The organism is Marinobacter sp. ELB17, from assembly GCF_000169375.1.
Lineage (GTDB): Bacteria > Pseudomonadota > Gammaproteobacteria > Pseudomonadales > Oleiphilaceae > Marinobacter.
The window spans coordinates 215855-231125 of record NZ_AAXY01000001.1; the positions used below are offsets into that span (position 1 = coordinate 215855).

Consider the following 15271-nt stretch of genomic DNA (forward strand, 5'->3'; position numbering starts at 1 on the left):
TAGGAGAGTCTATGCAAACCATTGAGCAACACCCTTATGTAAACCTGGTATTGGCAACGCTCGACCAAGGAGCCGGGCCCGAATTTGGCGAGCGTCTGGAAAACGATCCGGCACTGGATTTTCTGGAGCAGGAATTGATGAAAATAGGCTCGCTGGCACACACTGGTATTGATTGGCCCAAGGTAGAGCGGGAAGCGCTCAGTATTCTTTCTGACCGCAGTAAAGATCTGAAAGTATTCGGCTTTCTTTTGTTGTGCCTGCTCAGAGGTGGCGGCGGTGAGCGCTTCGCTCTGGCGCTGTGGCTACTCGCCGGCGTTTTGGACAGCTGGTGGGCGCAAGCCTGGCCCTACCCCGGGGTCAAGGGCGAGCGGGCCCGGAAGATGCTGTTCAAACAGATGTTGCAGCGGGCAGCGCAGCATGCCGATGCTCTGAGTTTTGATGCCAGCCAGGGTGATGGGCAAGCATTCTGCCAGGCAGCCCTGTCGCGAATTCTAACGTTGCTGTCCGCGCAAAAGCTGCCCGCTGAACCGGTAAAAAGTTTACAACAGACACTGGCCAGACTGCCCACCGATTTTGCGCCATCGAAAATAATCAACTCGGCCAATAAAAGCGCGGGCAAGAGCGCAGAACATCCGCCTGCAGATTCTGCCAAACCAGCAACAGCGAGCTTGGTGATAGTTCCTGGTTCGCTCACTCTGGACCCAGACAACGAGCGTGCCACCCGCCAGAGCCTGCTGAAAGTTGCAGAACTGCTCACCACCACAGACGTGGCCAACCCTCTGGGTTACCAACTGCGCCGCCATGCGCTCTGGTTCAGCATCAGCGGCGCGCCGCCAACCCGCGACGGTGTGCGCACCGAGCTGGCAGCGATCAGTGCGGACCGGGTGGCCGACTACCAGGATGCCTTGGCAAAAGCAGCAGGCAGCGGGGTTTGGCAGCGTATTGAGCAAAGCGTAGCCGCCAGTCCGTTCTGGCTTGACGGCCACTGGCTCAGTGCGCGAGCGGCGCAGACATTGGGCCATAGCCGCTGTGCTGAAGCTATTCGAGGGGCGTTGGCAGCTTTCGTGGAACGCCTGCCGACCCTGCAAGACCTGACCTTCAGCGACGGCACCGAATTCTTGTGCGCCGAGGCCAGGCTCTGGCTGCAGGCGCCGCAGGTGGGCAGCACATCAACGCCTTCTGCTGCCAGCCCGTGGAATCAGGCCTATCAGCAGGCTTGTGAAAGGCTTGCCAACAGCGGTTTGGCCGCCGCCATGCAGATTTTGGAGGACGGCTTGCTGAGTGCTCGCGAACCCCGTGAACGCTTTTATTGGCGTCTGGCGTCTAACCGCCTACTGCAACACAGCGGGATGACAACTCTGGCACAGCAACAACAGCAGGACTTACGACAGCAGCTGCTGGGCCGGACACTGGAAACCTGGGAGCCGGGTTTACTGAAACAGTTAGAACAGTCAGCCTGAAATCATTGAATTTAACCTTAACCCGCAGGAAGGGATGCCATGTGGACTTATGGATTACGACTCGGCCGCACTGTTGCCGTAGTGACGCCGCATTTACGTCGCGCAGCGCCTCTTGCCCTGTTTGTGGCGCTGGCATTTGCGTTGGCTGCCGTCTGGTGGCTGGGGCCACGCTGGTCGCTGAACGGTGAATTTCCCCTTGCGAGCTGGCAGGCCCGCTCTTTGGTAACACTGGCGGCCGTGCTGTTGGTTGCGCTGCTGTGGGGTTTAATGCTGGCGCGGCGATTACGCCAAAGCCAACACTCGCAAACCGCTGTGGCGCAGGAGCAGGAAGATCCGGTGTTGCCTTTAGAGCGCAAACAGCAGCGCTTGCTGGACCGGCAACTGGCTGCGCTGCAGGGTGAGCGCTCGCGCCGCCACGGTGTTTATCGGCTGCCTTGGTATCTGGTGATGGGCCCGGAAAACGCTGGCAAAACCAGTTTGATTCAGAACTGTGGGCAGTCCTGGGCGTTGTCCGATGTTACCCGTAACAACCGCACCGACCGCAATCCCTTTGGTTTCGATTGGTGGGTAGCCGACACCGGTTTGATGATCGATCCTGCCGGCGAGCTTCTTGATCAGCGTGATGAAGGCGGCATCGGCGGCGAGATTCAGCACCGCCTGTGGCGGCACTTTCTGGGTTGGCTGCAACGCAATCGACCGGATCAGCCGCTCAACGGCGTGCTAATGGTGATCGATTTGGCCCAGTTGAGCATGGCCAGCGAACAGCAAAGCCAGGCCCAGGCCATCGGTCTTCGCAATCGCCTACGTGAGTTGATGGAAAAAACCGGCCCACAGCTGCCAATTTACATCTGTTTCACAAAAATGGACTTGCTGTACGGCTTTGAGAGCTTCGCCGCTAGTTTGTCAAAAGTCGAGCTGGAGCAGCCATTGGGTTTTACCTTCGAACTGCATCGCGGCGGTGATAACGACCGTTGGCTAATGCAGTTTGCTGAACGTTATGAGCAGCTTGTGCAGGGCCTGATGGCACGGCTTCCAGACGTTCTGGGCGGGAGTCACAACGCCGAGACGCGGTCGGCGGCCTATTCTTTTACTCGCCAGATGGCCGGCCTGGCGCCGGTACTTGAAGCCCACCTGGCCACGTTGCTGGCCGCCGACGGTTTCTCTAATCCGGCGCTGGTGCGCGGCAGTTATTTTACCTCGGTGCGCCAGGAAGGCGTGCCCGAAGATGCGTTCGTAACGGCGGCCGCAGCCAATTACCGGTTAACCGGTCCCGTTCAGCCGGCCCAGCGTCAGCGGCGATCGGTGTCGATGTTTGTGTCGCAGTTGTTTTCGGCGATTATTGTGGCGGAAGAGGGCCTGGCAGGCCAGGGTCAGCGCCGCTTCAGACGGCAACGTCAGATCGCAGTTGCCGCGGTTTTGGCATTGGCCGCTGGTATGTTGATGAGCGCCGGTTGGCAGCATTATTTTACTAAAAATGCCGAAGCGGCGTTGATGGTCGAGGCCCGGGTGCAGCAGTTTTTAAACAACACCGCGACGGTTAATGTTGACCATGCTGTGTCTGGCGCAGAACTGTTGGGGTCTCTAAATCGGTTGCGCGACGCCACTCTGGCCTTTGGCGAACGTAAAAAAGCCTGGCCATGGTTACGGGATATGGGCCTGTACCGGGGCGATCAGATTGCGCCAGCGCTGGAAGGTGCCTATCGCGACATGCTGGCCTATCAGTTTTTACCAGCGCTGATGTTTGCCGTCAGTGAGCAGATGGTGGCCGCGCCCGGGTCCCCATATTCACCAGACTCTTTAGGCTTTGCAGGCACGTCAGGCTCAGCAGTCTTTTCAGACTACAACAGCAAGAGCCTGAAACAACTGCGGGTGTTGCGCATGCTGTCTGACGCTAGCGGTCGCCGCAAAAACATGGTCCGCGGCTATCTTCAGGATTATTGGCAGCGCCTGTATCCGGGCCAGCGCGAGCGCCAGGAGCATCTGCTAACGCATCTTGATTACGGCCTTGAGAATACCGATCTGGCAGGCTGGGCTCAGGCCGGTGACGTCAGCGCCCAGAGGGTACTGGCGCCGTTCAGCGGTCGCGTGGAGTGGGCTCAGTATGAACTTGGGCGTGTCCCCACATTGCAGCGGGTATACCGTGACCTGGAACAGGCCGCCGCCAAGCAGCTGCCGCCAGCGCGGGATCTTGCCCGCAGCAGCGGCCCGGCCTTTGCTACCGTATTCGGCGTTGCGGATGCTGACACAACGTCTCTGCCCGTCGTGAGTAATGACAACCCTATGCTGATACCGGCTCTGTTTACGCGCGACAGCCTGCAAAAATGGTTTTTGGATCGCGCGGCGAAGGTAACCGAGCTGGCGCTGATAGACGCCTGGGTGCTGGGCCGGCGTGACAACATTGATTTCAGTCTGGCCGATCAACAGCAGTTGCAGGCCGGCTTGCACAACATTTACTCGCAAGAATATGTGCGCCATTGGCGTGGGGCGCTCAGTCGCCTGAATATCCATCGTTTTGAGGATTTGAACCACGGCGTACGGATTCTGGAGAGCTTGGGCAGCAGTTATCAGCCCCTGGCAGGCGTGCTGCAGCAACTACGTGAAAACACAGCGCTGGCGGCGGGCTTAAGCAACGATTTGCGCCAGGCCTCGCCAGCAGCGGCTGGGCTGGCATTAGCACCTGCGCAAGCGCCACCCAGGCTGGCCATGCTGCAGAACATCGAAAGACAGTTCAGTGACCTGAACCGGTTAACCCTGTCGCAAGGTGAAAACCCCAGCGAGCTGGACCAAATCATGCTGGTGGTCTCAGACCTGCATCAATACCTGCGTAATATTCAGGAGGCTCCAGATAGCGGCAAGTCTGCCTTGATAGCCGCACGGGCGCGACTGGGCCTGGAAGGCGCAGATCCGATCTTCACCCTTCAGCGAATGGCGGCCTATCAACCCGAACCGCTTAACCGAATGCTTGGCCACTTAGCCAGTGAGAGCTGGCGGGTACTGCTGGACAGCGCCGTGGCGCAGCTAGAGCGCGAGTGGTTTCGCGAGGTGTACCAGCCGTTCGCCCAAAATCTGGCTCCGTTTTATCCCTTCAAGGCCGGCACCGACCGCGATGCTGCGCTGCAGGATTTCGAGCAATTCTTTGCGCCGGGCGGCACCTTGCAAACCTTCTATAACCAGAAGTTAAAGCTATTTGTGGAAGATCATCCCCAGCAGTCGGGGGCGTTGGCTCGCGCAGGGTTGCTGCGGCGTGAAGTCACGGCGGCCCTGGCCAGCGCCGATGCCATTCGTCGCGCCTATTTTACAACGTCGGGCTCGTTGGACGTGGAGTTCGCATTAGAGCCGCTGAACCTTACCTCCAACAAGCGCCGTAGCGTGATGAATCTGGATGGTCAGCTGGTGGAGTTTAACCACGGGCCGCGGCAGAGTATTCCGCTGGTGTGGCCCAATACCCTGCGGGATAACGTGCAAAGTCGCATTACCCTGGTGCCGGTGGAAGTTAACAGGTCGCCCCGCAGCCTGTCGCAGCAGGGACCCTGGGCGTTGTTCCGGCTGTTGGAAAACGCTGATTTAACCGGGGTCAACAGCACCGCGGTAGACGTTAAATTCACAGTTGATGAGGGTGCAATGCGCTACCGCCTGCACGCCGCCAGTAACACCAACCCTTTTACCGAGAAGCTGCTGAGTGGGTTCCGCCTGCCGCGCAGCCTGTATTAACGTAACGCTGCAAAAGGAGTTGTGAATGTCCAGCATATTATGGATGAAGCGGCTGGTTTCAGGCCTGTTGGCGAGTCTCGCGCTGATGACGGCCGTGGCGCTTGGTGCGTCAGCAAAGGTTCCGCTGGCCAATGTGTATCAACAAGGTGCGCCGCTTGCGGATTATTGGGTGAGCGAAAAGCTGGATGGGGTACGAGCTTATTGGGACGGTGAACGCCTGTGGTCCCGCCGCGGCAATCCGTTTCAAGCGCCTGACTGGTTTATCAGCGAGTTCCCGCCACAGCCGTTAGACGGCGAACTGTGGCTGGGGCGCGGCCAGTTTGCGCAACTTTCCGGCATTGTGCGCACCGTTCGTTCAGCAGATGCAGATTGGCGTTCTGTGCGTTTTATGGTGTTCGATTTGCCGTTAGCCGACCAGACATTCGACCAACGTCTTCCGCGTTTGCGCGAGTTGGTCAGTAAAGCGGGTTCACCCTACCTGGCCTTGGTTAAGCAGCAACGGCCCGGAAACCATCAGCAGCTGATGGCTCGCCGGGATGACGTGATTGCTGTCGGCGGTGAAGGGCTGATGCTGCGCCGTGGCGCTAGCGTTTATCAGGCTGGTCGCTCGGATGACTTGTTGAAAGTGAAGCGCTTTGACGACGCCGAGGCGATCGTTGTTGGCATTCTGCCGGGCAAGGGCAAATATCAGGGCCTGATGGGCGCGCTGCGGGTGCGTCTGGCCGATAACCGTGAGTTCCGCATTGGTAGCGGCTTTAGCGACGCCGAGCGCACAGACCCACCGCCACCGGGCAGCGTTATTACCTTCAAATATTCCGGCCACACCGCCACCGGCCTGCCACGGTTTGCCAGCTTTATGCGAGTGCGAAATGATGAACCAAAGGCGGCTATTGTCCAATAGGTCGCGGTTAATAACCGCACTTCTGAAACGGCTGCGTTAATGGACTGTCATGGTGCCCTTCTAAGAACGACTGAAGAGCGAAAAAGGCGTGGCATTGGGTTGTCACGCCTTTTTTTGGTTCCTTTTTTTGTTTACAGCAAACCGCTTTGCGCTACAGTGCCTGCTTTCACTATGGTTACAGGGAGAAGCTTATGTCGGTTACCGACTCTATCGACTGGCGCACCACGCCGGCCGCCGTGTGGCGCCGGCACAGCTCCGGCCTGCGTGCTATTCGGCGCCTGGATCCGGTTACCTGGGGGTCGCTGACCGGCGTAGATCAACAGCAACAGGCGCTGGCGCTGAACACCGAACGTTTTTTGCAGGGGCAACCGTCTAATAACGTGCTGCTTTGGGGCGCCCGTGGTACTGGTAAGTCGTCTTTGATCAAAGCGCTGCTGAACCAGTATCAGGCACAGGGCCTGCGGATGATTGAAGTGGATAAAGACGACCTGGTGCACCTACCTGAAATTGTGGATGAGTTGTGGGACTTGCCCTACCACTTCGTTATATTTTGCGATGACCTGTCATTTGAGGCCGGTGAAACCAGCTACAAGGCGCTGAAAAGCGTTCTGGAAGGTTCGCTGGAATTGCCACCGGAGAATGTGCGTGTGTACGCCACCTCGAATCGCCGCCACCTGATGCCCGAATACATGGCAGACAATATGAGTAGCCACAGTCGTGGGGGTGAAATTCATCCGGCTGAAGCCATAGAAGAGCAGATATCCCTGGCTGATCGCTTTGGCGTGCAGCTCTCGTTCTATGCGTTTTCCCAGGAGCTTTACTTGCAGGCGATTGATGCTTTGTTTGCCGAAGTTGCCGATCGTGAGGCCCTGCACCAGCAAGCCATTCGTTTCGCGACCGCTCGCGGTGTGCGCAATGGCCGCACAGCGCAGCAGTTCTTTCGTCAGCACGGCCCGCGCTCGCCGATAGTTGATTAGTCGGCGCTTACTCGGTGGCTAAGGCGTCGTCGAGTTTATATCCGCGCCTGATTCAACCGCGGGAATCACCAGCCGGAACGCTACGCCGTCAAGGCCGTTTTGGCTCTGATTATCCGCCTCCAGGCGGGTCAGGTGGTAGTTCGCAATCAGCTGTGCAATCAGCAGGCCCTGGCCCAGATGATGTTCGGACGTGTCGAGTTCGCCTATTCTATGGGACACAAACGCCGAAAAAATATCCGCTCCGGCGGGTAATCGGGAACCCTGATTAAATACGCTGAGTTGCCAGCCCTGGTCAACTCGCCGCAAATCCAGCTCAATACGTTGGCCGCCGGGGGTGAAGTCCCGCGCGTTGTCGACTAACTTATCCAAAAGCTGTACCAACAGCTCCGGCGACCCCAAAACTTGACTGCCATGCTCCGGGCCCTGGTACACAATAACGTGGTGCGGATCCAACGCCTGGTAGGCCGCCGTCACCTGCGCCAGCACTTCAGCCACATCAAACACCTCTTTGTGTTCGGCTTCCAGGCTCTGCTCCAGCCGTGTGGCTTCACTCATGTTGCGCAAAATACCGCTAAGCCTGGCCACAGCGCTTTGGGCCCGGGTCAGGTAATTCTGCCGCTCGGCTTCATCGGTGCAGTGAGTCAGGTTATCAAGAGATGAGCGTACCACCGCCAGTGGCGTTTTCAGTTCATGGGACAAGCGCTGTGAGAAGCTTTCCAGGTATTGGTTGTAACCGTGAAGACTGCTGATCAGCCGGTTAAAGCGTTGCTGAAGCTGGCCCAGCTCGTCGTTACCGATGTCTGACTTTGCCTGTAACGGCACTTGGGCCGCCATTCGGCCATCGGCATTCACGCACTGGGTGACCCATTTCGCCAAACGGCTGATGCGCCATGACAGCCAACTGGCGTAACCCAGCAAAACCACCACCAAGCCAATAATAATCAGAAAGCTGCGGGCCAGTACGGTGCCCAGAGCGGCGCCTGAAATGTTCAGCAGTTGATCCAGCGATTGCTCCAGCACCAGTGTTCGTCCACCAAACACGGGTGCCTGTGCGCTCAGCCACAGGCTACCGTTACTGTGACGCATCAACGCCGGGGCTGGAAGATTAACCGGGAGCTGGCGCCAGAGCTGTTCATTCACCAGAAGCGAGTCGGGTTGATTGGCCTTCACCAGCGCTTGCAGCAGATTTTGCCCAATCTGTTGCAGCCACGAGGCGTTTTCATCTGCTTGGTCGAGGCGTGCTGTGGTTTGTTCGACGTCCGTCGTGGTCGCCGGCTTGGCTATGACTGTGCGCTGCTGACGGGCGATAACCCAACCGGACTCTTCCATTACCCGCAGTTGTTGGCCGCTGTCTAGCCAACTGGCCAGCGCCTGTTCCAGATCCGCGTTGCGGCGAACCAGAGTGGCCGCTGGAATCTGCGCCAATGGTGGACTTTCAGCAGCCACGCCTTCGCCTCCATAAAGGGCAAGCGCTATGCGGCTGCCCACGGCAGGCCGGGGCAGGGCCAGTTCCAGCTGCCAACCATTGGCTACCGGTTGCCAGAACGCGTTCACGTCGGGGTCGGTTTTGGTCCAGTCAGCCCCGCTGCGGGCCGGCAGCTGTCCGGGTGCCGACGGGCGTAGCAACCAGGCCTGATTGCGCGGGTTTATGCGGAGCTCATTTGCGCTACTGAACAGTTGCAGCAATAACCGGTGGTGGGCCTGCTGCGGCGCGCCGGGATTGAATAGCTGAGGCGGCTGGCCTGGAATGCGAATCAGCAGATACAGGGCTTTATCGCTGTGGCTGGCCTGCCAGTAAAGCGCGCTAGGCTGAGGGGCTGCCCCAGGCAGCTGCTGCCAAGGTTGAAGAGCAGACAGAAGTGCCTGCGCCGACGGCGGGAACGGCTCGGGTGAATCGTAGCCTGGCCAATCATCAGCGTAGCCGTCAAGCAGGAGGGCGCTATTCTGAGCCGCGGTATAAACCGCAAACGTGCCAGCGGCCAACGGTGGCTGTGCCAGCAGTTCATCACCCGCCAGCAGGGCCAGGCGATTTGCCTGTTGCTGCAATTGTTGCTGGGCCTGCTGGCGCAGAATGTTGTCTAACTCAAGCGCAAACTGAACCCCGGCAAGAGGAACCAGCAGCATTAACAGGCTTACCAGCAACAGCTGGCGTTTCAGACTCAGTGCGGCCACGCGCACGGCTCTTGGCTTAGGCCTGAAATGGCGTGCTCAGGCATTGTGGTCGTGCCAGCGGTAACCCATGCCGTAAACCGTCTGAACGCTGTTGAAGTCGCGGTCCAGAGCGCTGAATTTGCCACGAATACGTTTGATATGCGACGTCACCGTATTGTCATCGAGTACCGTGCTGGCCGCGTCCATCAGCTGCACACGGCTGCGCACGTGGCCTGGGTGGCGGGCCAGTGCGTGCAGCATCCAGAACTCGGTGACCGTCAGCTCAACGGCCTGGTTGTTCCAGCTGGCGCTCATGCGGTCCAGATTCAGTGTCAGTTTGCCTCTTGCCAGCAATTCGTCGGGCTGTTGGTGGGCCTGATTCCAGGCGTCTGCGCGGCGCAGCAGTGCATTAATGCGGGCCAGCAGATGTTCCATGCTCATGTCTTTGGTGACGTAGTCATCTGCGCCCAGGCGCAGGCCGTGTACCGAGTCTATGTCGCTGTCGCGGGCGGTAAGAAAAATAATCGGCAGCGTGGCTGACCGCCGGCGTAAATCCTGGCACAAGGTAAACCCGCCCTCCGCTTCGCTCCCCAGGCCCACATCAATAATCGCCAGGTCCGGCAACTGCCGCTGTAACGCCTGCCAGGCAGCTGGCCGGTCACCGTAGGTAGACACAGAAAAGCCCCTGCGTTCGAACGCGGCGCGGTAATTGTCGCGGATGGAGGGTTCGTCTTCGATCAGTGCCAGATGCTTGTTCATGGCGGCCCGGTGAGTGGATGAGGGGTTAATAGGCGAGCAATGCTGCAAACCTAAGATAGTGATGACGCTCGCGCGGCACAAGGGCAAAAGAGTTGTACTGCGGGGCTTGCCACAATTGATCACAGTTGCCCGCTATCGTTGCCATATTAGGGTCATACAGTGCTGTTGCAATGATTGCGGGTGCCTGCCGGGTGTCCGCAGCAATAACGCAACTTACTAACGTAAAATGGCGGTGCTGATTATGATGATGACAAGTCTATTTTTTGCGCAGGTAATATCATTTAGCCGTGTGTTGTTACGCCGCGTCATAGCCGGGTTGAGGCGTGGCCGTGATGCCGCAGGTCTGTGGCTGGTTATGTTGTTGATTCTGTTTGTGCACCCGCTGTTTGGCGAAACCGGCGACGCTCTGGATTCTGCGGTATGGGTGTTTGAACAAATTGGTACTGTCTCCGGGCCGTAAACCTGGCGTACACTTGTGCGCCAAAATATCGGACACAGAGTTGCTATGTTATGGCCCTACTAAGAAAAATACTGGCCTGGACGGGTGTGTTACTGCTTTGTCTGCTGTCGATGGTGCTGTATTTGGCCCGGCCCTTTAATCCGGATAATAACCGTATTCTGGCTGGGGTATGTGCCCGTTTTGGGCGCGTCGTTCTTGGCATGCAGCGCCCGCTGTACGGCGCGGAGAATATGCCCAAAGACCGTTCCATGGTGGTTATTGCAAATCACCAGCATAACGACGATTTTTTGATTGTGGGGGATGTTGTGCCGCGGCGCTTGGTGGCGGTGGGCAAGTCGGGGCTGTTGTGGGTGCCGTTTTTCGGACAGGTATTCTGGCTTGGTGGCAACGTGATTCTGAACCGTTCGCGCTTGCGCAAATCCGTTGCCAGCATGCAGGCGGTAGGCGATACCATTGTTCACGAACGCAAAAGCCTGTGGGTTTTCCCAGAGGGCACGCGCAGCCGTGGTAAAGGGCTGCAGAGTTTTAAAAAAGGTGCATTTTACGCGGCCATTGCCTCCGGATCACCGCTGGTGATGGTGTGTGTTGGCCAGTACCAGGATGATTCCTTGGGCTGGCTGGGCCGCCGCAAACCGGTTCCGCTCAGGATTTTACCGGCTATTGAAACCACCGGCATGACCAACAAAGACATACCCGAACTGATCGCGCGCTGCCACAGCGCTATGGCCAAGGCAATTGCCGAGCTGGGTGAAAGTAAGGCACAGTGAGGTTGCTTCCGTCACTTGTCGGCGACGCAGGCATGGCCTGCGCGGGCAGTTCATTGATCCAGTGCGCGGCAAACCTCGCCCTTCAGGGCGGGGAAGGATAGCGCGGACGGCGTAGCCGTCCTTGCTCTTGAATGTGGATGGATATACAGTATTTCTATGACCAGACGCCAAGCCTTCAAGTACCGTATTGAGCCGACTGGCGAACAACAGCGCAAGCTGCGGCAGTTCGCGGGTTCGTGCCGGTTCGTGTTCAATAAGGCATTGGCGTTGCAGCAGGCTAACCGTGAGGCAGGCGAGAAGTTCATTGGCTATGTGCCGATGGCCAAGCATCTGACGGCTTGGCGCAAGGGTGCTGAAACGCCCTGGCTCAAGGACGCCCCCGTGCATCCGTTGCAGCACGCTCTCAAAGATTTAGACCGCGCCTACAGTAACTTCTTCGCTAAGCAGGCGGACTTCCCTCGGTTCAAAAAGAAGGGCATGGGCGACAGCTTCCGCTACCCCGACCCCAAACAGATCAAGCTCGATCAGGGTAATGCCCGACTCTTCCTACCCAAACTTGGCTGGCTGCGCTATCGCAACAGTCGGGCGGTGCTGGGTACGGTGAAAAACGTCACCGTCAGCCTGAGCGCTGGGCGCTGGTTTGCCTCGATCCAGACCGAGCGCGAGGTGGAAACCCCGCTGCACGCCTCCCCGCTGGCGGTCGGTATCGACCTGGGGATTGTCCGATTCGCCACCCTCTGGGATGGAACCCAAGAAACCGTCCTGCCACCGCTGAACAGCTTCAAGCGTCACCAGCAGCGCCTGGCCAAAGCGCAGCGGCAGATGAGCCAAAAAACCAAGTTCAGCAGCAACTGGAAGCGGGCCAAAACCCGTTTCCAGCGCATTCAGCGGCAGATCGCCAATACCCGTAATAACTACCTGCATAAAGCTTCGCACAGCATCAGCAAAAGCCACGCGCTGCTGTGTGTCGAAGATTTGCAGGTCAGCAACATGAGTCGTTCGGCCAAAGGCAGTGCCGCTCAACCGGGTCGAAATATCAGGCAAAAGTCAGGACTCAATCGCTCGATTTTGGATCAAGGCTGGGGTGAGTTTCGCCGTCAGCTCGACTACAAGTCGGCGTGGACCGGTGGTTGGCTTGTCGCGGTGCCGGCGCAGAACACCAGCCGCCAGTGCCCGGTTTGCGGACATATCCATGCTGACAACCGGCAAACCCAGGCGCTGTTTCTCTGCACGGCCTGCGGCCACTGCGAAAATGCCGACCGGGTAGCGGCAAAGAACATCCGTGAGCGCGGATTAAACCTGCTCAAAGGGCCGGATATGGCTCGGATAGCCTGTGCAGTGAACGGTGCAGTTAGGCCGTCAGCAGCAGGAACCCACCGAAGCGACGACGCTGCGCAAGCCGCTTAAATCGCCGTAGGAATCCCCGTCCTTTTCGCGTAGCGACGAGCGAAGCAAGAGGGCGGGGAGGATGTCAACAACAGGACTGAATATGATTGTACCTATAACCGGTGTTTTCGCGGCTGTTATCGGGATTTTGCTGCTGGTTTTGTCTGCCGTGGTGGTTAAGTACCGGCTCAAATACGGCAAGGGTATGGGTACTGCGGAAGATCTCGATTTTGAGGCCGCCGTGCGTGCCCACGGTAATCTGGTGGAATACGCACCGCTGACCCTGATAATGCTGGGTATTGCCGAGTTGAACGGCGTTTCCAGCGGGTTTATTTACTGGGTTGGTATGGCTTTTGTGGTGGGTCGTATATTACACGCCTGGGGCATGTTTCAGGGCCAGGGCGGGCCCCACAAGGCCCGCGTGGTGGGTATTTTGCTAACCTGGGCTGCGATTCTGGTGATCGCCGTGTTGTTGCTGCTGAACGTGTTTCAAGTATACGGTTAGGTCGAAAAATGTCCGGGGTCTGGGCAATTTAGCCGGACAGCGCGCTGGATACGCTGTGTTGCACGTACTCCAGTTCCACCCGGCGGTTGGCCGCATGATCTGCCCGTGTTGCCAGCGGGCGGTCTGAACCCCAGCCGACGGCTTTTAAACGCTGTTCCTCCACGCCCTCTTCAATTAGAAAACGCACCACGGCGCTGGCCCGCATGCGCGATAGAAAATGACCGTAGTCGTCGGTACCAAAGGCGTCGGAATGCCCGTGTACGCGCACATGTAGATGAACGTTGCGGCGCAAGTAGTGGCCGTGACGGGTAAGCATGTCCATGTCGGCGGCGCTAAGCTGATGCTTGTTGTAGCCGTAATGGAACTTCAGCTGACGGGGTTTGTGTGACTCGGCGCATGAATCAGGCTGAAAACCCTCGGCCAGGGTTGCGCGGGCCAGTAATTCCGGGCTATCCAAAACAAGAACGGTCATGTGGGGTTTCCTTGCATTCGGGGGCCGGCTGATAATGTTTTTACGCCGTACGATGATTTTCATAGCCGGAATTTAAAGCCGTACTATATCAAGACCGAACTATTGGCGCGCAGAACAATAACAGCATTAGGCGGTTGGTCGATAGCGCCATTAAACCGCGCAACCAAGGCTACGCTATGACAAAACACGGCTTACAGGTGGCCAATTGTGATCAAATGTGATGACCCATGCTGATTATTCCCGCTGAAAACGCTGTTAACTGGAAACGCCCGCCCTGGATTACCTTGGGGTTGATGCTGGCCTGTGTGCTGGTGTTCACGTTTTATCAGGGCGCCGACCAGCGCAAGCTTCAGATGGCTGTTAACCACTATGTGAAAAATAATCTGCAGGCTCTGGAGGCGCCGGTTTACGAAGATTACCTGCTGCGCCAGATACGCCAGCAGGGCGATAGCGAGTCGGTTTACCAGCTGCAGCAGATGCGTAAGCTACAGGCCAATCAGAAAGACGGCTGGCTGGCGGTTACCCTGCTGATGGACCGCGACTTTTATCAGTATTTGCTCGATAACCGTGATCTGGTGTGGGCCAGCGTAGAGCGAGAGCGCTGGCAACAGCAGCGGGTTTTTATTGAAGACAACTTTATTGGCCGGCTTAGTTCCCAGCGTTTTGGGCTGATACCCGCGCAGTTGTCGCTGCACAGCCTTATCAGCTATCAGTTTTTGCACGGCGGCTGGGGCCACTTGCTGGGCAATCTGGTGTTTCTGTTTTTGCTGGGATTTACCGTGGAGAAAGCCTTGGGAGCTGCGCGCTTTCTGTTGGCTTATCTGCTGTGTGGGGCACTTTCTGGCCTGATGTTCACAGGGTTCTCTGCGGGCAGCCTGGTGCCGCTGATTGGTGCGTCTGGCGCCATTTCCGGGCTGATGGGCATGTACGTGGCGATTTACGGTCTGCAAAAAATCCGCTTTTTCATTTTTCTGGGCGTCTACTTCAACTATTTCCGAGCGCCGGCTATCGCCATTCTGCCGGTGTGGCTGGGTAAAGAAATTTACGATTACTGGTACGCCGGCGCTACCGGTATCGCCTACATGGCCCACGCTGGCGGTCTGCTGGCAGGTGCGGTTCTAGTGGGGGCGTTGGGTAAAAGCTGGTTTCAGGTGAAAGACACGTTTTTCGAGCCTGAACCCGAAGCGGAAGATGCCGTTTTTACCGAGGCTTATGGGCAGGCTATGGCGGCGATATCTACCCTGGATTTTGAGCTGGCCAGTACGCGCTTTGAGGCTTTGCGAGAAGCTTATCCCCAGCGCGCGTTGGTGCTGCAACATCAGCAACAACTGGCACAACTGCGCCCGGACCTGCCCGAGTATCGCCACTTTAGCCGCGAGCGGATGGATGATGCGCTTAGCAGGCAGCAATTTGATCAAGTTATTGCGGTATGGCGGGAATATCTGGCCAAAGGCGAGGCGCACCAGCCGTTGGCGGCGGAAGACCACAACCGTGTGCTGTTTGCCAGCCTGAAACAGCACGATTTGAACACCGCAGAAAAAGCCTTTGAGCGCCTGCGAGGTGCGGGCAGCGAGCTGATGGTCAGCGAGGCCTGTCGGCTGCTGGTGGCGGAGTTTGAAAAACGCCAGATGGCGCCCAAGGCCCAGCACTACCGGCAGTGGTTATAGCGCTACGCTGGTGGCATCAGACGCTCAACAGGCTGATGAATTAGCCAGGCAGAAC

12 protein-coding genes are annotated in these 15271 nt (G+C 57.8%); 9 read left to right on the plus strand and 3 right to left on the minus strand.

The features are described from left to right. Positions 1-11 precede the first annotated feature (11 nt). The 4 genes from tssA to MELB17_RS01155 all read left to right on the plus strand — a co-directional run bounded on the left by tssA (position 12) and on the right by MELB17_RS01155 (position 7049). Positions 12-1460, plus strand: a complete 1449-nt coding sequence (tssA, locus tag MELB17_RS01140) for a type VI secretion system protein TssA (RefSeq protein ID WP_007348273.1) — start codon at positions 12-14, stop codon at positions 1458-1460. A gap of 39 nt (positions 1461-1499) precedes the next feature. Beyond that, complete coding sequence (tssM, locus tag MELB17_RS01145) at positions 1500-5171, plus strand: type VI secretion system membrane subunit TssM (RefSeq protein ID WP_007348274.1); 3672 nt, start codon at positions 1500-1502, stop codon at positions 5169-5171. 25 nt (positions 5172-5196) lie between these two features. Beyond that, positions 5197-6072 carry a DNA ligase gene (locus MELB17_RS01150; RefSeq protein WP_007348275.1) on the plus strand — a complete coding sequence of 292 codons (876 nt, stop codon included), beginning with the start codon at positions 5197-5199 and terminating at the stop codon, positions 6070-6072. A gap of 191 nt (positions 6073-6263) precedes the next feature. Next, entirely contained in the window at positions 6264-7049 is a 786-nt protein-coding gene (locus MELB17_RS01155) for an ATP-binding protein (RefSeq protein ID WP_007348276.1), read from the plus strand. Between the two features lie 18 nt (positions 7050-7067). On the opposite strand, the gene MELB17_RS01160 is transcribed toward MELB17_RS01155, so the two are convergent. Both MELB17_RS01160 and pdsR read right to left on the minus strand, forming a co-directional pair. Continuing rightward, entirely contained in the window at positions 7068-9221 is a 2154-nt protein-coding gene (locus MELB17_RS01160; RefSeq protein WP_007348277.1) for a histidine kinase dimerization/phospho-acceptor domain-containing protein, read from the minus strand. Between the two features lie 36 nt (positions 9222-9257). Then, entirely contained in the window at positions 9258-9959 is a 702-nt protein-coding gene (gene pdsR / locus MELB17_RS01165) for a proteobacterial dedicated sortase system response regulator (protein ID WP_007348278.1), read from the minus strand. 241 nt (positions 9960-10200) lie between these two features. Here pdsR and MELB17_RS01170 point away from each other — a divergent pair, with 241 nt between their 5' ends. The 4 genes from MELB17_RS01170 to MELB17_RS01185 all read left to right on the plus strand — a co-directional run bounded on the left by MELB17_RS01170 (position 10201) and on the right by MELB17_RS01185 (position 13077). After that, a complete protein-coding gene (locus tag MELB17_RS01170) occupies positions 10201-10419 on the plus strand; it encodes a hypothetical protein (RefSeq protein WP_227498754.1) in 219 nt (72 codons plus the stop codon). Between the two features lie 50 nt (positions 10420-10469). Continuing rightward, a complete protein-coding gene (locus tag MELB17_RS01175; RefSeq protein ID WP_007348280.1) occupies positions 10470-11186 on the plus strand; it encodes a lysophospholipid acyltransferase family protein in 717 nt (238 codons plus the stop codon). 156 nt (positions 11187-11342) lie between these two features. Then, positions 11343-12593, plus strand: a complete 1251-nt coding sequence (locus tag MELB17_RS01180; RefSeq protein WP_007348281.1) for an RNA-guided endonuclease InsQ/TnpB family protein — start codon at positions 11343-11345, stop codon at positions 12591-12593. 82 nt (positions 12594-12675) lie between these two features. Next, positions 12676-13077: an MAPEG family protein gene (locus MELB17_RS01185; protein WP_007348282.1), complete on the plus strand. Its 402-nt coding sequence runs from the start codon at positions 12676-12678 to the stop codon at positions 13075-13077. Positions 13078-13105: 28 nt separating this feature from the next. Here the strand turns inward: MELB17_RS01185 and MELB17_RS01190 are convergent, their stop codons facing one another. Next, positions 13106-13549, minus strand: a complete 444-nt coding sequence (locus MELB17_RS01190; RefSeq protein ID WP_007348283.1) for an OmpA family protein — start codon at positions 13547-13549, stop codon at positions 13106-13108. Between the two features lie 227 nt (positions 13550-13776). Between MELB17_RS01190 and MELB17_RS01195 the strand changes: the two genes are divergently transcribed. Next, positions 13777-15216, plus strand: coding sequence for a rhomboid family intramembrane serine protease (locus MELB17_RS01195; RefSeq protein ID WP_007348284.1), 1440 nt, complete (start codon positions 13777-13779; stop codon positions 15214-15216). The last annotated feature ends 55 nt before the right edge of the window (positions 15217-15271 follow it).

Excerpts from the sequence above, each read along its gene's own strand:
- tssA (WP_007348273.1), top strand. The coding sequence starts at position 12 with ATGCAAACCATTGAGCAACACCCTTATGTAAACCTGGTATTGGCAACG.
- tssM (WP_007348274.1), top strand. The coding sequence starts at position 1,500 with ATGTGGACTTATGGATTACGACTCGGCCGCACTGTTGCCGTAGTGACG.
- MELB17_RS01150 (WP_007348275.1), top strand. The coding sequence starts at position 5,197 with ATGTCCAGCATATTATGGATGAAGCGGCTGGTTTCAGGCCTGTTGGCG.
- MELB17_RS01155 (WP_007348276.1), top strand. The coding sequence starts at position 6,264 with ATGTCGGTTACCGACTCTATCGACTGGCGCACCACGCCGGCCGCCGTG.
- pdsR (WP_007348278.1), bottom strand. The coding sequence starts at position 9,959 with ATGAACAAGCATCTGGCACTGATCGAAGACGAACCCTCCATCCGCGAC.
- MELB17_RS01170 (WP_227498754.1), top strand. The coding sequence starts at position 10,201 with ATGATGATGACAAGTCTATTTTTTGCGCAGGTAATATCATTTAGCCGT.
- MELB17_RS01175 (WP_007348280.1), top strand. The coding sequence starts at position 10,470 with ATGGCCCTACTAAGAAAAATACTGGCCTGGACGGGTGTGTTACTGCTT.
- MELB17_RS01180 (WP_007348281.1), top strand. The coding sequence starts at position 11,343 with ATGACCAGACGCCAAGCCTTCAAGTACCGTATTGAGCCGACTGGCGAA.
- MELB17_RS01185 (WP_007348282.1), top strand. The coding sequence starts at position 12,676 with ATGATTGTACCTATAACCGGTGTTTTCGCGGCTGTTATCGGGATTTTG.
- MELB17_RS01190 (WP_007348283.1), bottom strand. The coding sequence starts at position 13,549 with ATGACCGTTCTTGTTTTGGATAGCCCGGAATTACTGGCCCGCGCAACC.
- MELB17_RS01195 (WP_007348284.1), top strand. The coding sequence starts at position 13,777 with ATGCTGATTATTCCCGCTGAAAACGCTGTTAACTGGAAACGCCCGCCC.